Below are 23312 nucleotides of genomic sequence, written 5' to 3'. Positions count from 1 at the left end.
AACAGAATTAGACATAGAATAAAATTCTTTGAGAAAGTACGTATCCTGGCTACTTGTTACTTTTGTTGAACCATGTAAATTTGGTTCAACCTTTTTTATTAAAAAGAGAATTTTATATTTCGACAATGTTAATTAATTCTCATAATGATTTCTATGGACATAAGTATTAATTCAATATAGAGGCAATACAACTGATATTTCTTAAGTTGTAACAAAGCTACTCAAATTAATTCCCTAAGATTGTACAGGAAAACAAGAATATTTAACGTTGAATATTAATAAAGTGGAAGGTTAAACTGAATAGCCTAAATGAAAAAACAGATATATTATTTCCAACTATTCCTAAATTTCAAAGGCGTTGTACCTACTCTTTTTTTAAATAAATTAATGTAATGGGTAACATTATCAATCCCAATTTGATACGTAATTTCATTAATGGGTAAATCAGTATACTTTAATAAATCCTTAGATTTATTTATTCTTGTTTCGATCAAATACTCAATAGGAGTAATACCTACGGAGGATTTAAATGTTTTCGCTATTTGATATTTGTTTAATTTATATCTCCTAGAAAGGTCATCTAAGGTTATTTTTTTGAATAATTTTCTTCAAAAAACGATTGTATATCAAAAATGTATGTGGGTATTTTGGTTTCATCGTTGTAATTTGATCGTGTCTTTTCGATCATTAATAGCGTTAGAAGATTTACGATTTCCCTAGCCGTAATGATTTCAAGACTTCTAGTCTTATGCTTTTGTAAATTTATCATGGTACGAATGATATTTTGAGCTGTATTATCTTTAACCGTAGTACATACATTGTGATCTTGTGAAAAATCTAAATAATAATCCTCTACTTGACTCCCGTTAATATGAACCCAGTAAAATTCCCATAGTTCTTTACTAGTTTGATAATATTGATGATTTCTACAATCTATAAAGCATATTGTATTTGGTTCTAATAAATATTCTTCATTTTGATAGAACAGCCTCCCTTTACCGTTTCGTGTATAAATAATCAAATAGGACTCAAGGTTATGTCTCTCTGTAAAGTAAGATGAATATGCTTTAAAGTGTCCAACTTCCTGAATGTATAAATAAGAATTTACAGTATGTTTTGACGGGTTTAGTGAGAGCCTCAAAGAATCCTCCGTCCAATCAAAAGAACCATCTTCTAACCAAGCAGACAAAGTAATTCCCCCTTTTTTAAATTATGTAATATCCAAGTTAATTCCACCAAGATACTATTATTTTTTCACAATATAAGTCGATGTTATTACAAATGAAAACGCGTACAATTATGATAATTCAGATAATAAGGAGGGTAAAGATGTCTCAAGTAAATACATTAATAAAATATGATAAACCTAAAATCGGTCTCTATTCAACCGGTCTTAATGCATATTGGGAGCAGTTCCCTGGTCTAAAAAAAAGGTTGATGGGTTACGGTAAATTTCTTGAAGCTAATATGAGCGAGTGGGGTGAGATTTATAACTTCGGATTGGTTGACTCAGCAGATAAAGGAAGAGAGGCTGGAAATTATTTTAACACAAATAATGTAAATATTATATTTGTACATGCAGCCACCTATGCAACGAGTTCTATGATCCTGCCGATTCACCAACGATCGAACGCAAAAGTAATTATTCTAAGTTTACAGCCGACTGATCAATTAAATTACAAAGAAACAAATACTGAAGAATGGTTAGCTAATTGTGGAGCTTGCCCTGTTACAGAATTCGCAAACGCTTTTAACCGTTCGGGTATTGAATACAAAGTAGTAAGTGGCTTGTTAGGCCTTGACAAGTCATCGGATATTTCTGTTGCAAACGAAGTAACAAAAAGTCATCCACAGGCAATTCGTGCTTGGAAAGAAATTAAGGACTGGATTCAGGCCGCATATGTAAAATGTGTATTAAATAATGCGAAATTTGGTTTTTTAGGCAATACCTATAATGGGATGCTTGATTTATATAGTGATTTTACCATGATTCAAGCGCAAACGGGCATTCAAGTGGATGTTTTGGAAATGTGTGACCTTAATGAAATAATGCAGAAGGTAACAGATGCAGAGATAAGACAGAAAGAAAAACAAGTGAAGGATATGTTTCTAATAAGTGAAGACTCTCCTTCAGAAAAACTAGCAAAGAAACCGACTAAGGAAGCATTGAATTGGTCATATCGTGTAGCGGCCGCTCAAGAGAAATTAGTGAATGAAAGAAAGCTAGATGGTTTAACTTATTATTACCACGGAGCACCTGCCAATGCTTATGAGAAACTGCAAAGTGGATTTATTGTAGGTAATTCTCTTCTTACTGCGCGAAATGTTCCGGCAGCTGGCGAGGGTGATCTAAAAACAAATATTGCGATGAAAATGTGTGACATTCTTGGAGTAGGTGGAAGTTTTTGTGAAGTAGTTACCACAGACTACGTACATGAAACGATTTTATTGGGACATGATGGTCCATTTCACTTGGATATATCTAATGGCAAACCTGTGCTGAGAGGTATGGGGTTGTACCATGGTAAACAAGGAAGTGGTGTTTCAGTAGAGGCTAAAGTTAAATCTGGTCCTATTACAACGCTTGGTTTGACACAAACTTGGGATGGAAAATTAAAAATGATTATCAGTGAAGGAGAAGCAACTAATGACGAGGTAATGAAAATAGGAAACACACAAACACATGTGAAATTTAATAATGATCCTGATACTTATTTTGAAAGATGGTTTGAAGAAGCTCCAACTCACCATTGTGCAATGTCAGTAGGGAAGAATGCAAGTTTATTTAAAAAAGTAGGAGATTTAATGAAAATAAAAACAGTTGTTATTTAAATTAAACTAAGATGTAATTACAATTCATAGTTTCAATAGAATGAAGTATAAGATCAAATAGGCTAGACTAGTTGCACATGAGAAATTTAGAAAGATAAGCTCACCCCATGAAAACAAACACAAACAAAATTAATGATCTTTGTTTGTGTTGACTTAGTTGGGTTTTGAGTGTAATATAGTAGCTAATAGATGTAGGAATATTACAAAAATTAAGAAAATTAATTATATTAAAGGGGGGTATGCGGTTCAACTGGAATTTTTATCTTTTAATTAGAGTGTGGGTCTAGCTGGGTATTCAACATGATCATAAGTGTTGAATAAATTGATAGCGCTTCCATAATTATTAAATCTATTTGATTTTTTGTGAAATATGTTAGGGAAAGGTTATCAATATTAAAAATTTATAAGGGGGCGATTTGAATGAAAGGTTTTAAAAGAAAATCTGTTAGAAACCTGGGACTAACTAGTTTTATTTTAGTGATGCTACTCATATTTAGTGGTTGTTCAGGATCAAATGACACTAATAACTCAGAAGTGGAAGGATCTGAAACTGGTACGTTAAGAATAGCAATAAGAGATTATTTAACTGATGAGGCTGAGAAAGTGATAGCCGCATTTGAGGAAAAGAATCCAAATATTAATGTTGAGCTCGAACCTTGGCCCACAGAAGAAGAACAATATAGACAGAAGATCACAACTAATCTTGCAGCAGATAATCTACCTGATATCATGGCAAGTTGGGGAGGAATGGTCACCTTTTTTGCAGATGCTGGAGTTACTTTGAACTTAGATGAAATGCTAGAGTCTGATTCTGAATTAAAGAAAGATTCATTTGAAGAAGCATTTTTAAATACGGGTAAGTCTTTTGGTAGCAAAACGAAAGATGAGGTACATATGCTACCGCTAGGAGCTGATGCTGTAGTTATTTTTTATAACAAAAGGTTGTTTGATGAAGCCAATGAACCTTATCCAACAAGCGACTGGGATTACGATGAGTTTATTGATGTTTCTAGAAAACTAACTAAAAAAGATGAGAGTGGTAATATAACAACTTATGGAGCAAATATTAGATATAAGTGGCTGTCTGTTTATCAACCGGTATTAAAAAACTTCGGAGGGGACCTGGTTAATGATGCAGGAGATAAGGCAGTTTTTGATAGCCCTGAAGCAATAAAGGGATGGAAAGCGCTTTTAGAACCTGCGAAGGAGGGAATATTTGTCCCTTTGTCGGTTCAAAACGATATGGGGAGCGACAATGCTCCGTTTTTAGCTGGCAAAGCAGCTATGCACACTGGAGTTAGGGCCCAGGTACCAATGGTAAGAAATAGTTTGGAAGACGATTGGGATGTTGTAGAACTACCTTATATCAACGGTGAAAAGAAAGTCGGGGCAGGGGCTGTTGGATTCTCAATATCATCTGGCACAAAAAATAAAGAAGAAGCGTGGAAATTCATGGAGTTCATTTACGATGCTGAAGGCGGCATGAAGATATTTGCAGAGAATTATTCTGTAGTTCCACCGATAAAGTCACTATATGATAGCGCGTTTTGGACTGACCTACCAGGTCCCCCTTACTCAAATGAAGTTTTTACTGACACTTTAAAGTATTCCGTTACTTCACCTCCTTTACCGGTCGAAGCGGGTGGTACATTTAAAAGTGCAATCGATGAAGCTTTAGAAACATATTTATTGAGTGAAGAAGCAAATTTAGAAAAGGTGATGAAGAGTGCTGCAGATAAAGCAACTAAGGGACTCAATAATTAGGAGAAATTTATGATGAAACTAGGTGCTGGGGAATGCTCCCAGTACCTAATATTAAAAATTGATTGAGGTGAGTGATCACAGTGAGCAGTACGTCTGAAAAATATTTTACTCATATGAAAAAAGGTTTTAAGAATAGAGATAATTGGTGGGCACTATTATTTCATCTTCCAAATCTGCTTCTTTTTTCAATTTTCACTTTTATTCCAATTGTATTTGCTATTGTCCTTTCATTTTATAATTGGAATGTAGTAGAATCGCCAACTTTTATAGGAATAGACAATTTCATTAAATTTTTTCATGATGAGAGAGCAGTTACTGGATTGAAATTAAACATTCTACTCATTTTATATTCAGTACCAACTGCCGTTATTATTAGTTTTTTAATGGCAGTCTTGATTAATCGTAAGATGGTGGGAGTAAATATATTAAAGACTATGTATTTTTTTCCTATTATCGTATCCTTGGTTTCTTCAGCGGTTATTTGGAAATGGATTTATTCGAAAAACTTTGGGATTTTAAATTACTTCTTAAATTTGTTCGGCATTCCTTCTGTTGATTGGTTAGGGGATGATCGTACAGCATTAATAGCTGTAGCAATCGTTATCATATGGAAACATATTCCTGCTACACTTATCATTTATATGGCAGCTTTACAGAGCGTACCCAAGCATTTATACGAAGCAGCCTCTTTAGATGGTGCTAGTTCATGGAAGAAAATGATTTATATAACTTGGCCAATGGTTTCAAATGCGACATTAATTTTATTTATATTAAATATGATTTGGACGTTTTTTGGATCGTTTGATGCAATTTCGGTATTAACCCAGGGCGGTCCATATGGTTCTACGAATATTCTTATTTATTACTTGTATGAAAAAGCATTTGTTGAGCTTCAGTTAGGATATGCATCTGCTCTTGGTACAGTTTTAATTGTCATCTCGCTCATAATAACATGGGTGCAATTTTCATTGAATAAAAGAGGTGAAGGATAATGAACTTAGAGTGGATAAAAAAGAAGATCGTCGTTTTATTAGCATGGCTGTTAGGTTTTGCTATGTTCTTCCCTTTTATATGGTTATTCATTACTTCGATTAAACCTTCGGAAGAAGTGTATCTTTTCCCACCAGAGTTTATTCCTTCTACTATAGAATGGGTTAATTACTTGTTGGCTTGGGATGAATTAGGACTACAGACTTTTATTAATAGTACTATATTTACTAGTGCGGTTTTAATTGGACAAGCCATTATGTGTTTATTGTCCGGCTTTGCATTAGCAAAAATACCATCAAAGGGTCAAAAAGTATTTTTTATTCTACTTTTGATTTCCATGATGGTACCTAATCATGTTAGTCTCGTTCCGACTTTTGTGATTATTAAGAATTTGGATTGGATTAATACTTATCAAGGCCTCATTATTCCTATGATGGCGCAAACTGGTTTTGGAACGTTTTTATTTAGACAGTTTTTAGCTGAAATTCCTGATGAGATGGTTGAGTCAGCAAAAATGGATGGTGCGAATTGGTTTAGAATTTTTATTTCAATTTTTCTCCCTTTAAGTAAACCTATCGTAGCTACCTTCTCTTGTCTAACTTTTCTAACTGCCTGGAATATGTATCTATGGCCACTAGTTTTAACACAAGATACAGATCTTTGGGTACTTACATTAAAACTAGCAGAAATGGGTTCAGAATATTCTTCTGCACCGTGGAACGTTTTGATGGCTGCAAACTTATTAGCTGCTTTACCGGTAATTATTATTTTCTTATCTGCTCAACGCTTCTTTGTTGAAAGTTTAGCGTCAACTGGTATGAAAAACTAATGATTATTAAATTCAAAAAACATTTACTTAATGAGTCTGGAGAGAGAATAGATGGATTATAAAGTAGAAAGTCTGAGGTGTGAGTACAGAAAAAATCCAATCGGCTTAGACGTGAAACGACCAAGGATTAGTTGGAAAATAAGTTCCAATTATAGAGGTGTTGTTCAAGTAGCATACCAAATTCAAGTTGCTGTAAATGATCGGAATCTTTCGTCAGTCTTTTGGGATTCAGGAAAAGTAGAATCCGATCAATCAGTTCATATTTTGTATAAGGGGCCTGATTTGTCATCTCGTACAAGATATTACTATCGTGTCAGAGTTTGGTGCAATGATTCGAAAGTATCTGAGTGGAGTGATGTGAACTTTTGGGAAATGGGGTTTTTGGACAAAAGTGAATGGTCAGGGAGTTGGATAACAGGAGAGTTCTTTCCTAAATCCACCAATATCGATTCGTGTCTCATGCTTCGTAAGACATTCACTTTTAATAAGAAGGTTAGAAAAGCGAGGTTGTATGCATCTGCTCTAGGTTTATATGAAATCCATCTTAATGGACAGAGGATAGGTGATTGGCTTTTTACCCCTGGATGGACTTCTTACAATAAGAGGCTACAATATCAAACATATGATGTTACTGAGTTATTGAATAATGAAGTGAATGCTATAGGGGCCCATATTGGAAATGGATGGTATAAAGGTAACCTAGCCTTTCAAGATCAGCGAAATATATATGGTCAAGAATTAGCACTATTATGCCAGTTACATATTATTTTTGAGGATGGCACTGAAGATATAGTTGTAACGGATGAGCATTGGAAAGTCGCTACTGGACCGGTATTAATGTCAGAGATTTACCACGGGGAAACCTATGATGCACGGTTAGAGAGGGAGGGATGGACCCAGTCAGATTATCTAGACTCAGATTGGGCAGGAGTAAAGGTCATCGACCATTCGAAGGACGTACTGATAGCTCAAGAAAATATGCCTACACGTGTCATAGAAGAATTAAATCCAGCTTCCATTATAAGAACACCTTCGGGGGAAACGGTGTTAGATATAGGGCAAAATATGGTAGGGTGGATTCACTTTAAGGTGAATGGAGTACGTGGGAAAAAAATCACACTACAACATGCAGAAGTACTTGATAAAGAGGGGAATTTTTATGTTGGTAATTTAAGGGCGGCGAAACAAACTATAAACTATGTGTTAAAAGGTGGCGGGGAAGAGGAATACGAGCCTTATTTTTCTTTCTATGGCTTTCGCTATGTGAAAATAGAAGGATGGCCAGGAGAATTTGATCTGAATGATTTTACTGCTAAAGTGATTCATTCAGATAATCAAATTACAGGAACATTCGTTTGTTCAGATCATATGATCAATCAATTGCAACAAAATATTGTATGGAGTCAGAAAGGCAATTTTCTTGATGTTCCAACCGATTGTCCTCAAAGAGATGAAAGACTAGGTTGGACTGGGGATGCTCATGTTTTTATGCGAACAGCTTCTTTCAACATGAATACAGCTTTATTTTTCACGAAGTGGCTGCGAGATCTAAAGGCTGACCAATTACCAAATGGAGGGGTGCCTCATGTCATACCACATGTACTTCGTGATGAAGACCATTCTTCATCAGCCTGGGGGGACGCAGCAGTTATAGGCCCCTGGACACTCTATGTCTGTTATGGAGATAAACGAATACTAGAGGAACAATATGAAAGTATGAAGGATTGGATAGAGTATATACGAAATCAAGGAGAGAACGAGTATCTTTGGAATACTGGTTTCCATTTCGGTGATTGGCTTGGTTTAGATGCGAAAGAGGATAGTTATGAAGGTGCAACTCCTAAGGATTTGATAGCAACAGCATTTTACGCTTATTCAACACACTTGCTTGGAGAAGTAGCTCGCCTATTAAATTACAATGGAGATGCAGAAAAGTACGTACTTCTTCATCATAATATTCTTGACCATTTCCGCAATGAGTTCACCACTTCAAATGGTAGTTTAATAGCCAATACTCAAACTGCGCATGTATTGGCTCTAATGTTTGACCTCCTGCAAATAGAAGATCGTCCAAAAGTAGCGGACGCATTAGCTAATTTAATAATAGAAAACAATATTCATTTAACAACTGGGTTTGTCGGAACGCCATATATATGTCACGTATTGTCACGTTTTGGATACAGTGATCTAGCTTATAAATTAGTGTTTCAAAAAGATTATCCCTTATGGCTTTATTCAATAAATAAAGGAGCTACGACAATTTGGGAACATTGGGATGGCATCAAAGAGGATGGTTCTTTTTGGAGTGATGATATGAATTCGTTTAATCACTATGCTTATGGAGCGGTAGGAGACTGGTTATATCGTTCAGTTGCTGGTATAGATACAACAATAAGTCAACCTGGCTACAAACATATTAATATAAGCCCTAGTTTTGAAAAAGAGTTAAGTTGGGTTAAAGCTAGCTACGAAAGTATGTATGGCACAATTCGATCGGAATGGAAAAAGCTTTCAAAGGGTATGGAGATCAGTTTGGCTATACCCCCTAATACAAAGGCAACGGTCATATTGAAGGGGATAAGTAATAGAGAAATAATAGAGAGAGATGACTCGGTTATAATTGATATGGAAGGTTTGTTGGATTGGAATTTTGACGAGGGAAATATCACATTACAATTAGGATCAGGTGAATATAATTTTATTATTTAAATATAAAGTTCAATAAGATATTTCTATGTAACTTTTTTAGTTCAAACATAACTCTTTTAAGATCTATAATATCTCAAAAAAATATACAATTACAGTCTGAAAGATAAGTGAAATAATCTATTAGAAGTGTTCGTTTTACTATTGTAAAGGGGTTGATAGATTTGAAGCCAAATATTATATTTTTAATGACTGACCAACAAAGATGGGATTGTATAGGAAGATACAATAAACATATTCATACTCCAAATATTGATCGATTAGCTGATGATGGAATTGTATACAGCCAAGCGACATGCCAAGCGCCAATGTGTGTCCCAAGCCGCTATTCCATGATGTATGGTTTATATCCGTCACAACTAGGCGTGCGAACTAACTATGATGGTATTACAGATGAAAAGGCTTTACCTGCAGACCCTCTTCCGGAGCTCATGCGAAAAGCAGGTTACCAGACCGCAGGATTTGGTAAGACTCATTGGAATCATAATACAGATGAAATTGAGGAACCATCCACACGGGGATTCGAGCATCGCGCAGTCAGGTTGGCTCGATCGAATGGTCACTACGAACAAGGTGCTGTCATGATGAGGGAAACGCATCCGGAGCGGATGCAAGCCTACACGGATGAAACCAAAGATTATGGAGCGGGAGAAGAGAATTCAAATGGGTATATCGGCCGCACCAGCGAAATTCCAATGAACTATCATCGCGATGGGTGGGTAGCTGAAAAATGTTTGCAATTTATTGAAGAAGACAGGATAGATACAGAAAGACCATTGTTTTTGTATTTGTCGTTTTTGAAACCACATGCAGGTTTTAATGTTCCTAAAGAATTTGAGGATCTTTATAGCCTTGAATCCATCCCTGACATAGAGCAGCCACCCTGGGATATGGAAGCGGATACGCATCTCTCATCAACGGATGCTCTGAACCCTGAAAGTCTTGAGGATTATCATGAGAAGCGAGATGTATGGGAGGCAATGAGCCCACTAGAACGCCGGCGCACAACGTTGAGATATTGGGCAAATTGTTCATGGCTGGATCATTATTTCGGTCAGGTTTTAGAAAGTTTGCGGGAGCATGGTGCGCTAGACAATGCTTTGATCGTATTCTGTTCGGATCATGGGGAGATGTTGGGTGAACGACGTTTCCGTTTTTCGAAATATTGCTTATATGAAAGCAGTGTACGTGTTCCGCTTATTCTATCAGGTTCTTTTATTCATCAAAACAAACGTGGAATCACAGATGATAGGCCAGCCGAGTTGACAGATCTCGTACCTACGTTATCTACCGTTGCAGGCTTGAAACGGAATCCGATGCTTCCTGGTCTTAACTTACTGGATGATCAGTTACGGAAGGGTTCGTTTTGTGAATTTCATGGTAAAGGAGTACCGGTTCATGCTGCTCCAGCATATATGTGGAGAACAAGTGAATGGAAACTGATTCTTTATTTAGAAGGTGCAATTGGGGATGCTGGAGAGGCTTCCCATGAAATTCAAGGGGAACTTTATCATATAGTAAAAGATCCTAGAGAGTTTGTTAATTTATATTCAAATGATGAATTTGCCAGAATCCGAGAACAATTGAAGACAGAACTGTTAATGCACTTGGCAGTTGTTTGGGCAAAATCTCCAGCTTTTAACAGTCTGAGAGGAAAAGTGGGGTTAGAACCGTTGCAAAGTTAAATCAATTACTGGATCTAATGTCTGAATATTCAGATAAAGAAAATATATTATGTGCTAATAGATTTAAACTGATCTTTATATTAACGAATTTTTTAGCAAGTTATAACTTTGGGGTTTTACAACGTAGGAGGGAGTAGGTATATGGAAGATTATATAGAATTGAAAGAGCAGTTCACCTCAACTTCTCCGCCGAGTAGTCTTTTTCCATTGCTATGGTTGCATGGCGACCCACGAGAGGATGCATCTTCAATTCGTCAAGAAATTGCTGCCATGGATGAAGGTGGGTGTGGAGGATTTATTATTGAATCACGTCCGCATCGTGATTATTTGGGAGATGGTTGGTGGAGAGATCTTGACATTTGCATAGATGAAGCGAAGAAAAGAGGTATGAAGGTCTGGATATTTGATGAAGAATATTATCCATCAGGTATTGCAGGTGGTAAAGTACTCCAGAGTATGCCTGAGGCTCGAATGAAAGTGCTCGTTAAAGAGTCTATATATTGGAGTGCTTTGGAAGACGAATTTGACAAAAATAACTTTAATGATTGGGAAATGATATTTAAATATATGTGTGTACCTTACGATACAAAAGGTGTTCTCCAATGGAGTTTGGGTATACGTTTTAATGAAATAGAGGATTTATTGTCATGGCAGTCCTCGGAGGTAAATGAACCGTCATCTTGGATGATCCATGTAATAGGTATAAAACCATCGTGGAGCGGTCGAATGTATGATAAAATGGTCGATTACCTTGATCCAAATGTTACCGATTGTTTTATTAATTTAACATATGAGAAAACAAAGGAACGTTACGGTCATATTTTTGGTGATATTATCCAAGGATTCTTTGGCGATGAGACAAGCTTTGAAAATTTTGCTTCCTATGATGTTTTATTTGGTGAAGATACCCCTTGTATGCCTTGGACACGATCTATGCGTGAGGCGTTTTACAAAAATAAAGGATATGACTTATTCGATGAAATTGAGTGGCTGTGGTACGAGCATACTGACGGTCGTGCTGCTAGGGTGCGTTTCGACTTTATGGATACGATTACCCAACTATTCTCTCAGAATTTTTTTGCAAGAATCCAATCTTGGTGCCATACAGAAGGAGTAAGTTTTATTGGGCATGTAGTTGAAGATAACCAAGCTCACATGCACCATGGGTATGGAGTTGGGCATTACTTTCGTGCAACTCGCCACTTTGATATGGGTGGCTATGATTTCGTACTGCGTCAAGTTGATTCAGAGCAAAAGTTGGAGCCTTACGAAGAAAATTACCCTCAATTTTCTCACTATCGAGAAGCCTCAAATCCTGATTTTTTTCATTACACACTGGGTAAGCTGGCACAATCTCAGGCCCATCTTGAAATAGGAACCGATTTGGTTATGTGTGAGAATTTTGGAGCTTATGGTTGGGACCTTGGTCTTCGGGAGATGAAATGGTTGACAGATTGGATGACCGTACGCGGTACAAATTGGTATGTTCCGCATGCATTTTCTCCTATCTTTCCGGATGTAGATTGTCCACCACATTTTTATGCAGGCGGTAATAACCCGCAGTGGAAATTTTTTAGAAAATGGGCCGACTATGCTAACAGATCTTGCCTTATGCTAAAGCGTTCAGAGCACGTATCAAAGATCGCTGTATTGTATCCTGCTGAGTCTCATTGGGCTGGTGATGAAACTTTGCTTGATAAGGTTACTAAGGAACTAATGAAAGATCAATATGATTTTGACATCCTTTCAATGGATTTATTAATGAATCATGATCGGTGTCGTCTTGTAGAAGGTAAGTTATGTATTGCTCAGCATCAGTTTTCATGTGTTATTTTGCCTGGAATAGAAACTCTGCCAGTAGAGGTCCTCGAAAGACTTCTGCAATTTCGCGATTCTGGGGGACTTCTCCTTCAGGTAGAGTGCGGAGTAAAGAAAGACTGTAGGGGAAATCATCCTCTGATAAATTCATTAATTTTATCTTTAACCGAGAAGGAAGTACCTGTTAGTTTATGCAATTTGACTGATATTCTTGATCACTATCCATACTTGAGAAGCTTGCAATTGAAGAATGAATTCCCTGAACTTCGTTTTTGCCACTATCAAGGGAGGGAACTTGATATCTTCTTTGTCAATAATGAGAGCTTACAATCAGTATTTGAGGATACGGTTATTTTTAGCGCTTCCGGAACGCCAGAAATATGGGATGCGATGAGCGGTACAGTCATTAAATTGCCTGTTTACCATCATGTCGGTGAGAAAACGTTTATTTCGATGAGATTAGCTCCTTATGAGGGAGTATTTATTGTATTCCGTCCGAATGGTCTTGACGATCGCGACGTGCCGATAGGTAATATTAAATATGATGATTTTATAACTACAGATGATCGAGATAACCTAGTACATGCATCTGAAGAGTACGCTCTTCCCCTAACTGACTGGAAAAGCACTCATATCACCAGCCCTATCTCATCCTTAGACGATGGTAACGCCCTTCCGCATCCTGGAAACTGGATTACGCAAGAAGGATTCGAATCTTTTTGTGGTACGATATCTTATGAATGTGAATTTATGATGAATAGCGTATTGGTGGAAAGGATTTATAATGGTCATGCAAGCATAGATCTTGGTGAAGTTCATGAAACGGCTAAAATGAGAATCAACGACCATAAGTTGTCTATAAAGATATGCCCTCCGTATGTTTGGAAGGTGCCAAAAAATGTATTGCAGGAAGGGAAAAACATACTAATAGTCGAGGTAACGAATACGCTTGGAGCTGCAGTTAATAGTGATTTTAATCGAATCCATCCAGCTCCTGCTGGTTTGATGGGTCCTGCTAAGTTGGTGATTTACTAGACACAATAATGGCTGAAGACCCCCATGCCTTTTAACACAGTTCTTTTAAATGAGGTTGTACGACAAACAGCATTGGTTAGTAAAACATTTGGATAATTTTGGTATATTAATAGAATAGAAGTGAGTTTCCCCTAAATTAAAAGTTAACAAAACCATGGGAGGGAGCTCACTGGTCTATATAAATAATAATCCCAAAATATTAGATACTCTTTGATATATAGGTAAAATGAGATAACTAACGTATTTAAGGAGAGATAACCTTATGGAAATGAACGGCTTAATGGGAGTCTTATACCGAATTTCTGAATGGATTATGAGAATAGCATATATCAATATTCTATGGCTAGCGTTTACTATTGCAGGACTAGTGTTTCTTGGTATTTTTCCAGCAACCACAGGTATTTTTGCAGTGGCTAGAAAATGGCGATTAGGTGATACACATATACCTATTTTTAAAACTTTCTGGAAATCATATCGAAGTGAATTTATAAGATCAAATGTATTAGGATATTTAGTTGTTATTATAGGTTTGATCTTGTATCTCGATTTAAGAATTGTTCAAAATATTGATGGCTGGTTATCAACGTTGTTGTTCATTCTACTGTTCTCGTTGATTTTTATTTATTTTTTTATTGTGATATTCCTATTTCCGGTTTTAGTACATTTTAACTCAAAAACTTTTCAATATTTAAAGAATGCCATTTTTGTAAGTATTGCTTATCCTATTCATACTGTGCTCATGCTTATAACGTCTTTTCTTCTTATAGTTATGAATGTTAAGTTTCCGATTTTGCTTCCATATTTTTCTGTCAGTATTTTAATAGTTTCAATAATGTTTATTGGTTATGATGCATTTCGAAGACTAGAAGAGAAAGAAAATAATTATTAAAAATAATAGCTGAGGATGAATAGTTCTCTTTTTTATCTCCCGGATTGCTTGTCCTGTCCATAGGAAAAGTTAGCAGACAAACCGCTTCTTTTTCTATTTGATAATTTAAATGATGGTTAAACCTTAAAACTACTATCCAGAAATCACTTTCTGTCAGTAAATGACATAATTTTTTGAGATTAATCGCTTGGGAAATCATAGTTAAATAAAGAGCTAGCGTATAATATGCGAGGAGGACCTGGTATGAACGCAAAAAAACCTAATGTTGTATATATCTTCAGTGATCAACATCGAGCTGATGCTGTAGGATATGAGAATGATCCCAATGTTAAGACACCAAATATGGATAAATTAGCAGATACGTCACTACAATTTTCCACAGCTGTATCTTGCATGCCAGTATGCGCGCCGTATCGTGCAAGTTTAATGACCGGACAATACCCATTAACTCACGGGGTATTTTTAAATGATGCTCAATTAAGCAATCAAGCCGTGTCTCTAGGCAAAGCTTTTAAAGATGGAGGTTATAGTACAGCTTACATTGGAAAATGGCATTTAGATGGCCCAAATAGAAGTGAGTTTATTCCCCGAGAAAGGAGACAGGGTTTTGATCATTGGTGTGTGTTGAATTGTACTCACGATTACAATGAATCAAAATATTACGACAATGAAAGTGTGTTAAAGCAATGGGAAGGTTACGATGCATTCGCTCAGACCAAAGAAGCGCAACGTTATATCTCTGAATATAATGATGATAAGTCTTTTATACTTGTCCTGTCGTGGGGACCGCCGCATGATCCTTATAAAACCGCTCCGAAAAATTATCAGGATATGTATGATCCACAACAAATAACTTTAAAGGAAAATATCCCAGAAGCATATAAAGAAAAGGCCAGGGAGGAGTTAGCAGGTTATTATGCCCACATTTCTGCCTTAGATGATTGTATTGGTGACTTAATGCAAACAGTGAAAGACAAAGGGATATTAGAGGATACAATATTTATATACACGTCCGATCATGGGGACATGCTCCACTCTCATGGAGAAACACGAAAGCAAAGACCTTGGGATGAATCGATACGTGTGCCGTTTTTACTTCAATACTCGCGTGAATTCGATGATAATGCAAGAAAAGTTAGCATTCCATTTAACACACCAGATATTATGCCTACCTTGCTTGGATTATGCGATCTGCCTATTCCTGAGACGGTGGAAGGGACCAATTATGCCCCACATCTCCGTGGAGAAATGACACTTCAAATTGATGAAGCATTGATTATGTGTCCACACCCTTTTGGGGAATTTGTTCGAGCCAATAATGGGAGAGAGTATCGAGGAATTCGGACAGAACGTTATACTTATGTAAAGGATTTGAACGGGCCATGGCTCTTGTATGACAATAAAGAGGACCCATTGCAAACAGAAAATTTAGTTGATCTACATGAATATGAACAGCTTCAAAAAGATTTGGATCAAAGATTAATGCGGTTATTAAAACAGAGAAATGATGATTTTTTACCTGGAGAAGCCTATATTAACAAGTGGGGATATGAAGTTGACCAAGAAGGAACGATCCCATTCAAGTTGTGATGTTGACGCGTGTGTATATCTTCAATGATAGTTAAGTGTCTTATATGTTACAAGGCATACGTTTTTCTAGATTGTAATTATACTAGGTTTCATTGTGATCAAAAACTTTGCCATCTAACTATGGGAAGACAATATGTCTCTCTTAAAGTGAAAGAAGCCAGATGAAATAATAAGACATTAACACTACTTTACAAGAAAGATGGCGAAAATAGAGAGGTCGATTTCCTATGCTTGTGGCAGAAAGGCAGCAAAAAATTGTAGATGCCGTCAATGAAAAAAATAGCCTTCGTGTAAGTGAATTAAGTCAAATGTTTTCTGTAACGGAAGAAACGATAAGGCGGGATTTAGAGAAGCTTGAAAAGGATAAAAAATTAAGAAGAAGTCATGGAGGAGCCGTTAAAATAAACCAAAGCTCTCATGAGATTCCTTACTCAGAAAGAAAGGTTATCAATGTCCAAGAGAAAAAAGATATTGGTATTGAAGCGGTAAAACATGTAGTTGAAGGGGATAGCCTTATCTTAGATGCGAGTACTACAGCATATTACATGGCTAAAGCCTTACCGAATGTTCCTTTAACTGTGGTTACGAATTCAGTTAAAGTTGCAATTGAATTAAGTGAGAAGAAAGAAATTACAATCATATCAACCGGTGGAATACTAAATACAAGGTCAATGGCCTATTTAGGGCCTCTAGCAGAATCATCTTTAGATGATTACCATGTCAATAAAGCATTTATATCTTGTAAAGGTATTCACTTAGTAAGAGGTATCAGTGAATCCAATGAACAACAAGCACGTATCAAGCGAAAAATGCTAGAAAGTGCGGAGATCAATTTTGTAATGGTGGATCATAGCAAATTTGGGATTCAGGCATTCTCTCGATTTGCGGAATTGGATATAGTTGATCATATTCTGTCTGATCAAAAAATAGATAACGAAATCTTTCAGAAATTATCGGAACGTTCTATGAATGTGATTCGTGTCGGGACATAATTATAAGAAAGACTTAGAGTCAAAGTGAATTTATCAATCTATATATGTGAGATTAAATTGGAAAGCTAAACGTATTCAGGATATTTGATTTCGATTATATATATTGTGTTATCACAACTCCTTTGTCTTTTGTGGCAACAAAGGGGTGCAATTTTTCTGAAGAATATTATCCTCAAATAAATGGGTATACGGATTATGAATAAAAAACGAGTTAGCTCCTTGTTGAAGAAAATTGTGAAGATGAATCTATTGTTTTTATATCAATGTACATTTAATTAAATGATATTTATGAAAAACCCTCTTGCTCCAGCAAGAGGGTTTTTCATACAGATAATGGAAGAGATTCCACTACTAATAGAGAAAGCCAGATGATCCATTTTGCCACTTTCGTAATATAAGGATAAAGACTGTGAGATTTTTAGTATACTTGAGTTAGTAACAAATTAGATAACATATACTCCATATAAAACGGTCTTACTGACACAACGTAAGTTAAAGGGGGAGGAGCTCATGAATATAAAGCGGATTCATACAGGATATTTGCTTGGATTATCACTGCTTATCAGTAGCATCATCTATTTCTTCGCATCGAATTGGCAAGGAATCGAGCGGGTGGAAAAGATCGCGCTTGCGATTGGACTGATGTTGTTGTTCTTTATTGTAGCGACAATCCTTAGTCGTTTTCAGCATTCACACCGATTTCTAGAAAGATGGCTCTGGCTGACTGGAACGATTGCGTTTGGGGTTAGCGTGGCGCTTATTGGTCAAACGTATAATTCACATGCCGATTCGTATCTCCTGTATCTGATATGGCTGGTTCCAGCGCTCGTATTTTGTGCACTTACGGGATATAAAGCGTTTTATGTCTTAGGTTTTTTATTAAGTCAGCTCGCTTTTTATTTCTATGTGTTTCCATCATCCTATTTTCCAGATTGGGAGCCAGAGACAGCCCTGATTCTAGTATTCATCTATTTACTATTCACTCATGCTTGGTTTTTTCTGTCGCGTTCCTCATGGCTCCGTTCTAATTGGATCATGTTCGGTAGCTTTTGTTTCATTCAATATGTCTTTATCGCTTCTAGTTTTGGCTACTGGGAATACAGCACGATTATGGCATGGCTTTATGTCGGCTACGGATTGATCAGCGTATTTCTTTGGAAACATCGTGAAGAAAAGGAACTGTTTATCTTATCGGGGATTGCACTAGGATTATTTCTATTCGGAAAAATGTTAGAAGGGTTAGGCGATGCGTTGGGTGATCTTCTGCCGTTTTTCTTACTAATTGTTGTTGGCTTAATTGTATTTCTGACTGTTAAGTATCTTCCTAGATTAGAACGAAGTGAAAAGGGGTCGGAAACTTGGAAACGGATGTTCAAATCATCCTTACTTTTTGTGATAACGATAGTTAGTACAGTGATGTTAATCTCGGCCTTTTCTGGCATCATGTTTCTTACCTTCAGCTGGGATAATGCTCTTGCATTTATGTTTTCATCTCTTTTTTTATTGTTACTACCAGGTCTCGCATTAAAAGAGAAAATTCCGTTTTTATCAAATATTCTCCTGCTGTCTGGGTTATCAATCTTAGCATTAGCTAACTTAATAGATGCCTTTTCCAATCGTTTTCAGACTGAAACGGTCGTTGTGATGCTCGTCTCTTTTGGTATGATTGGGGTCGTACTTAAACTCATTGAGAACCCCTTAATTGGCTCGTATGCCTATCTGCTCGCAAACGGAGTACTTCTTTTATTTCTCTTTAAAATGGAAGAATCACTTGTTTCGTTGGATTCCTACGAACCGCTACTGTTGCTCGTTCTTATCGTTGGTAACGGATTGATTCATATTCTCGGACGTGATGGATGGTTCAATCGCAACGCGCTCGTTTATAGTATCGTGCCACTGTTTATCTTAACGTTCTTCTTTGAAGGACAGTGGTTATATTGGCTTTTAAATAGTGTGTTTCTTCTTCTATCCACGCTACTTGTCTTTTACAAACCTTGGCAGTCGAACCCATTTCGCTATTGGATAGGGCTCGTGTTATGGTATGCGTTTCTGTTCTACAAGTACTATGACATCGCATGGTCGCTCGTTCATAAATCGATCACGCTATTGGTAGCTGGTCTTCTTGTATTAGTCATTACGCGAACGGTATCGCGAAAGTACACACAAACGACTGATGAAGAACCCACTTTCGTCGCAAGTAGATGGAAATTAATCTGGTTGGTTGTCATTCTGATGATTTCGTTCGTCACCTATAATGGCGTCAAAAATGAGGTAGCGCTTCAATCTGGGAAAGAGATTCGTCTTGCTCTTGCACCTGTTGATCCCCGCTCGATGTTACAAGGGGATTATGTGACGCTTCGCTACGATATTTCAACGTTGTCAGGTGCCGTTCTTCCAGCTAACAAGAAAATAAAAGTTGTTCTCGCTTCTACTTCGGATGGAAGTTATGAGTATGGAGGGTATTACAAAATCGAAGGTGATTGGAATAAATCATATGAACCTTCTGATGACGATATTATCGTGAATGGCACCACCTATTCTGATCATGATGTCCAATATGGTATAGAGAGTTTCTTTATTCCGGAAGGAGCGGGGAGTACATTCGAAGGTAAAACGACAGCCAGTATTAAAGTAAGCGAATCTGGAAATGCAATACTCATAGATTTAGACTAAAATGAGAAAAGCCACTTTGTTTTAAGGTGGCTTTTCTCATTGGATATTTACGTGAAATATTTTAAGCCTGCTTCTTCTACCTGGTATGTTAAATCTACATAATTATCTAAAGAAGTGGGAATTTGGTGAGTTCTTTTTCATTGATATATCTCAATATGCTTAATCTTATAATCCCCATATTCATCTGTTACGACATAATAGTCTTTGATCCGCTCATATATGCTCCATTCCCCAGCTGCATTCATAAAATCAAAAACTTCATAGGTGCTCACGATCGCTTGATCAGTCTGCGTGTCAATATGGGTTACATCATTTAACGTGAATTTAAAGATCATTTCCTGACCGCTTATCTCGTCTAGATAGTTAGCCATTTCATGATAGGCCTGACTATCATACAAAAGCTGGTCTTCAATATAACCAAAGTTTTCGTCTCGCAATGCCGTTTCATAGTTCCCTCTAAAATTGATGATAAAGTTAGCGAGCCTTGCTTCATCATATGGAACATCGTACGTGTCTTCTTCCTCTTCTGCATATTCATCATACGCTGAAACCTCATTGTAGAAGTTAAAGGTGCTGGCGACTTCATTTTCATCCATTGGCGATTGCGACCAGTTCGTTAAGAGATCCGTCATTGTGTATATTGGGATTGAGAAGGCAATCGACTCATCGCTCGTTAAAAGGGCGGAGTTGATGCCAATCACTTTTCCTGTCTTTCCATCTAACAATGGACCTCCGCTGCTCCCGGGTGAAACTTGGGCATCGATTTGGTAGACGTTTTCGTATTGAAATTCGGATGCAAATGAACGGTCAAGCCCGGTGAGATATCCGATTGATGCTGTGTTTTCTAACCCTTGGGGGCTTCCAAGTGCGATTACTTCTGTTCCAACTTCTGATTCTTTCATTTCCATCTCCAAAGGAGAAGAACCTTTTAAATTCTGTACTTCAATTAAAGCGACATCATACTGATTAGAGATGCCAATCACCTTGCCACTCATTTCTTGGCCATTCTGATCGCGCAAGATGACATCAATATAGCCAGCCACCACATGAGCATTGGTTACAACTGTTCCATTATCCTGAAACAAGAAGCCAGACCCGAGACTATCCTCCGTTAAAATGGTATACACTCTTGTTTGTGCTTCACGTATGATTTCTTTCTTATCTTTTTCTGTGGATGTTTGAGGGGAAGGAACTTTCTGTTCTGTCGTGCTTTTTTTCTGAGTAACGTTTGGTGATGTGGTTGCACTTGCTTCTTTTTCATCTTCTACTAGTTTCGTAGACTCAGCGATTTTTTCGACTGGGGTTTGAATCGTTTCTTTCGTTCGTTCTTTATCAAGAACGAAAGCGTAAATAAAGACACCGCTCATTAATAAAAAGGTAAGGATGATACCGGTCAACCACCATCGGTTTCTCTGCTGATATCTCGTATAAGAGTGGCCACACTGGCTGCAAAACCGAGCATTTTCTATGTTTTTCGTCCCGCACTTTAGACAAAACATAATCATCTCCTCCTTCATATTCTTTGTTGATTATTATACCTTAATTAAAAGTATGAGAGGGGTCAAAAATAGAATATATAGGAAGTAATGTAGAAACAGCGAAAGAGAACGGACGATCATTTGAATTTGTACTCGCTCAGTTTAGTAGGAATTTCATCACACTTTTACCCCACTCTTATTAGGTTATATTTCCTATTTATCCAGAAAACGAGACCTCCTAATTGCGCATCAAATAGAAGAGGAGTAAAGTGTCTCGATGTTAGAAGTCTTTATAAGAAAGGGTGGATGAAATGATGAAAGATGGCTTTGTGAAAGTGAATGATGTCAACCTTCATTACGTAACAGAAGGAGAAGGCGAACTGATGCTGTTTCTCCATGGTTTCCCTTATTTCTGGTACAATTGGCATCATCAAATGGAAGAGTTTTCGAAAGATTACCGTGTCGTTGCTGTTGATATGAGAGGGTACAACGTATCTGACAAACCTGAAGGGGTTTCTTCATATGATATGTCCATTCTAGTCGAGGATGTAAAACAGTTGATTGAAGCGTCTGGGGAGAAGGACTGCGTTTTAATCGCCCATGACTGGGGCGGAGCGGTAGCTTGGACGTTAGCTTACACCTCACCTGAATATGTGAACAAACTAATCATGTTCGATGCGCCTCACCCGTATACATTTAGACGAGAGCTAGCAGAGAACCCAGGGCAGAGAGAAGATAGTAGTTATATGGCATTTTTCCAGCGACCTGATTCTCATGAAGCGCTGGTTGAAAATAATGCAGAGCGATTAAGAAAGATGATGACGATTCCTGGAAAGAAAAAAGGTTATTTAACCGAAGAGGATGAGGAGAAATACATAGAGGCTTGGACACAGCCGGATGCGATGAAGTCAATGCTTAACTATTACCGGGCTATTTCTTTCTATCCGTTCGAAGAGCACGTACAAAAGCCATTGGAACTTCCGTATCAAATGTTTGATTCGCCAACGTTAATCATTTGGGGCGATGCAGATCCCGCTTTTGAAAACAGCAATCTGGACGGGTTAGAAGAGTATGTTAGTGATCTTACAATTCACCGAATGGAAGGCGTAAGCCATGCCCCGCATCACGAAAAACCGGAAGTGGTTAACCACTATATGCGCGACTTTTTAAAAAGTAAGAGATGATGAGGAGGGCTGTCCCTGTTAAGGGGCAGCCTTTTTGCTACTCTAATAGTCATTGAAGTATTAGCCTAATCCTGCCCCATAAAATGCAAGAAAAAAGCAAGATCCGCTTCAAGGTGTTTCTTCATTAGTTCTTCTGCTTCTTCTGGATTCCGGTTTCTGATTGCCTGGCAAATCTGATCATGTTCATCAATCAAATGTGGCCGCTTATGGTAGACAACAGTTTTACGAAAGAGGTATATGATCGATTGCATTCGATCCATTATTTTAATCATTACTTTGTTGTTGTTCGTGTCTAAAATAATTTCGTGAAATGCTTTGTTAGCTTTCATAATTTCTTCGGTTCTACCATTTCGTCCGATGTCTACACATTTTTGTAGCTCTTCAATCGCTTCTTCACTCATATATGTAGCCGAAGCGCGCGCAGCAAACCCTTCTAAAAGAATACGGACTTGAAAGATTTCTCTCATATCTTTTTCAGTTGGGAGGACGACTCGTTTATCCTGAATCAAATCTTCTTGCTCAAGCTTACGAATTGCCTCTCTTATTGGAGTACGACTCACACCAAGTTCTTTAGCCAGCTTTTCTTCTGTCAACTTTGTGCCGCCTGCAATCTCTCCGTTTAACACTTTATCTCGAATACTCTCATAGGCATGCTGATAAGCCGATTGTGAAGCATTTTTTTTCATAATAAACTCCTGCTAATAACAATTTAGTTTCTTAATGAACTATTTATTTACCAATTCTCTACCTTGAATTATAGAGTGAAACTCTCCAAATGAAAAGTGATCAATATTTTTGTATACAATTTTATATAAAATGTATACAAAATATAAAAAAACGTGTACAC

16 protein-coding genes are annotated in these 23312 nt (G+C 37.2%); 12 read left to right on the top strand and 4 right to left on the bottom strand.

The annotated features are described in order from the left end of the window. Window positions 1-326: 326 nt before the first annotated feature. Both ACIFPW_RS02175 and ACIFPW_RS02170 read right to left on the bottom strand, forming a co-directional pair. Window positions 327-590: a helix-turn-helix domain-containing protein gene (locus ACIFPW_RS02175; RefSeq protein ID WP_430241792.1), complete on the bottom strand. Its 264-nt coding sequence runs from the start codon at window positions 588-590 to the stop codon at window positions 327-329. Continuing rightward, complete coding sequence (locus ACIFPW_RS02170) at window positions 587-1189, bottom strand: AraC family ligand binding domain-containing protein (RefSeq protein ID WP_430241683.1); 603 nt, start codon at window positions 1187-1189, stop codon at window positions 587-589. The genes ACIFPW_RS02175 and ACIFPW_RS02170 overlap by 4 nt, the downstream gene beginning before the upstream one ends. A 140-nt stretch (window positions 1190-1329) precedes the next feature. On the opposite strand from ACIFPW_RS02170, the gene ACIFPW_RS02165 reads away from it, so the two are divergent. The 11 genes from ACIFPW_RS02165 to ACIFPW_RS02115 all read left to right on the top strand — a co-directional run bounded on the left by ACIFPW_RS02165 (window position 1330) and on the right by ACIFPW_RS02115 (window position 19803). Continuing rightward, window positions 1330-2832, top strand: a complete 1503-nt coding sequence (locus ACIFPW_RS02165; RefSeq protein ID WP_430241681.1) for a hypothetical protein — start codon at window positions 1330-1332, stop codon at window positions 2830-2832. A gap of 420 nt (window positions 2833-3252) precedes the next feature. Then, a complete protein-coding gene (locus ACIFPW_RS02160) occupies window positions 3253-4596 on the top strand; it encodes an ABC transporter substrate-binding protein (RefSeq protein WP_430241679.1) in 1344 nt (447 codons plus the stop codon). Between the two features lie 80 nt (window positions 4597-4676). Continuing rightward, window positions 4677-5588, top strand: coding sequence for a carbohydrate ABC transporter permease (locus tag ACIFPW_RS02155; protein WP_430241678.1), 912 nt, complete (start codon window positions 4677-4679; stop codon window positions 5586-5588). Continuing rightward, a complete protein-coding gene (locus tag ACIFPW_RS02150; RefSeq protein WP_224882546.1) occupies window positions 5588-6415 on the top strand; it encodes a carbohydrate ABC transporter permease in 828 nt (275 codons plus the stop codon). Before ACIFPW_RS02155 ends, ACIFPW_RS02150 begins: the two co-directional genes overlap by 1 nt. A 51-nt stretch (window positions 6416-6466) precedes the next feature. Beyond that, window positions 6467-9124, top strand: a complete 2658-nt coding sequence (locus ACIFPW_RS02145; RefSeq protein ID WP_430241676.1) for a family 78 glycoside hydrolase catalytic domain — start codon at window positions 6467-6469, stop codon at window positions 9122-9124. Window positions 9125-9285: 161 nt separating this feature from the next. Continuing rightward, window positions 9286-10806 carry a sulfatase family protein gene (locus ACIFPW_RS02140; RefSeq protein WP_430241674.1) on the top strand — a complete coding sequence of 507 codons (1521 nt, stop codon included), beginning with the start codon at window positions 9286-9288 and terminating at the stop codon, window positions 10804-10806. A gap of 141 nt (window positions 10807-10947) precedes the next feature. Beyond that, window positions 10948-13659, top strand: coding sequence for a glycosyl hydrolase (locus ACIFPW_RS02135; protein WP_430241673.1), 2712 nt, complete (start codon window positions 10948-10950; stop codon window positions 13657-13659). Window positions 13660-13921: 262 nt separating this feature from the next. Continuing rightward, a complete protein-coding gene (locus tag ACIFPW_RS02130; RefSeq protein WP_430241671.1) occupies window positions 13922-14548 on the top strand; it encodes a YesL family protein in 627 nt (208 codons plus the stop codon). A gap of 243 nt (window positions 14549-14791) precedes the next feature. Further along, window positions 14792-16138 (top strand): sulfatase family protein, encoded by a 1347-nt coding sequence (locus tag ACIFPW_RS02125; RefSeq protein ID WP_430241669.1) that lies wholly within the window; start codon window positions 14792-14794, stop codon window positions 16136-16138. 227 nt (window positions 16139-16365) lie between these two features. After that, a complete protein-coding gene (locus ACIFPW_RS02120) occupies window positions 16366-17130 on the top strand; it encodes a DeoR/GlpR family DNA-binding transcription regulator (RefSeq protein ID WP_430241667.1) in 765 nt (254 codons plus the stop codon). A 510-nt stretch (window positions 17131-17640) separates the two neighbouring features. Next, window positions 17641-19803, top strand: a complete 2163-nt coding sequence (locus tag ACIFPW_RS02115) for a GDYXXLXY domain-containing protein (protein WP_430241665.1) — start codon at window positions 17641-17643, stop codon at window positions 19801-19803. A gap of 137 nt (window positions 19804-19940) precedes the next feature. On the opposite strand, the gene ACIFPW_RS02110 is transcribed toward ACIFPW_RS02115, so the two are convergent. Continuing rightward, window positions 19941-21302: a trypsin-like peptidase domain-containing protein gene (locus ACIFPW_RS02110; RefSeq protein WP_430241663.1), complete on the bottom strand. Its 1362-nt coding sequence runs from the start codon at window positions 21300-21302 to the stop codon at window positions 19941-19943. Window positions 21303-21595: 293 nt separating this feature from the next. Here ACIFPW_RS02110 and ACIFPW_RS02105 point away from each other — a divergent pair, with 293 nt between their 5' ends. After that, window positions 21596-22465: an alpha/beta fold hydrolase gene (locus ACIFPW_RS02105; protein WP_430241661.1), complete on the top strand. Its 870-nt coding sequence runs from the start codon at window positions 21596-21598 to the stop codon at window positions 22463-22465. A gap of 65 nt (window positions 22466-22530) precedes the next feature. On the opposite strand, the gene ACIFPW_RS02100 is transcribed toward ACIFPW_RS02105, so the two are convergent. Beyond that, complete coding sequence (locus tag ACIFPW_RS02100) at window positions 22531-23151, bottom strand: GntR family transcriptional regulator (RefSeq protein WP_430241659.1); 621 nt, start codon at window positions 23149-23151, stop codon at window positions 22531-22533. Window positions 23152-23312 lie beyond the last annotated feature (161 nt).

This window comes from Pseudalkalibacillus sp. NRS-1564 (assembly GCF_050467905.1).
GTDB classification, from domain to species: Bacteria; Bacillota; Bacilli; order Bacillales; family Guptibacillaceae; genus Guptibacillus; species Guptibacillus hwajinpoensis_B.
The sequence above is the reverse complement of the archived record's forward strand: the minus strand, read 5'-3'. Positions and strand labels throughout refer to the sequence as shown.

What these genes read in the sequence shown, in the direction of transcription:
- ACIFPW_RS02165 (WP_430241681.1), top strand. Translation starts at nt 1,330, where the DNA reads ATGTCTCAAGTAAATACATTAATAAAATATGATAAACCTAAAATCGGT.
- ACIFPW_RS02160 (WP_430241679.1), top strand. Translation starts at nt 3,253, where the DNA reads ATGAAAGGTTTTAAAAGAAAATCTGTTAGAAACCTGGGACTAACTAGT.
- ACIFPW_RS02150 (WP_224882546.1), top strand. Translation starts at nt 5,588, where the DNA reads ATGAACTTAGAGTGGATAAAAAAGAAGATCGTCGTTTTATTAGCATGG.
- ACIFPW_RS02145 (WP_430241676.1), top strand. Translation starts at nt 6,467, where the DNA reads ATGGATTATAAAGTAGAAAGTCTGAGGTGTGAGTACAGAAAAAATCCA.
- ACIFPW_RS02135 (WP_430241673.1), top strand. Translation starts at nt 10,948, where the DNA reads ATGGAAGATTATATAGAATTGAAAGAGCAGTTCACCTCAACTTCTCCG.
- ACIFPW_RS02130 (WP_430241671.1), top strand. Translation starts at nt 13,922, where the DNA reads ATGGAAATGAACGGCTTAATGGGAGTCTTATACCGAATTTCTGAATGG.
- ACIFPW_RS02125 (WP_430241669.1), top strand. Translation starts at nt 14,792, where the DNA reads ATGAACGCAAAAAAACCTAATGTTGTATATATCTTCAGTGATCAACAT.
- ACIFPW_RS02120 (WP_430241667.1), top strand. Translation starts at nt 16,366, where the DNA reads ATGCTTGTGGCAGAAAGGCAGCAAAAAATTGTAGATGCCGTCAATGAA.
- ACIFPW_RS02115 (WP_430241665.1), top strand. Translation starts at nt 17,641, where the DNA reads ATGAATATAAAGCGGATTCATACAGGATATTTGCTTGGATTATCACTG.
- ACIFPW_RS02110 (WP_430241663.1), bottom strand. Translation starts at nt 21,302, where the DNA reads ATGTTTTGTCTAAAGTGCGGGACGAAAAACATAGAAAATGCTCGGTTT.
- ACIFPW_RS02105 (WP_430241661.1), top strand. Translation starts at nt 21,596, where the DNA reads ATGAAAGATGGCTTTGTGAAAGTGAATGATGTCAACCTTCATTACGTA.
- ACIFPW_RS02100 (WP_430241659.1), bottom strand. Translation starts at nt 23,151, where the DNA reads ATGAAAAAAAATGCTTCACAATCGGCTTATCAGCATGCCTATGAGAGT.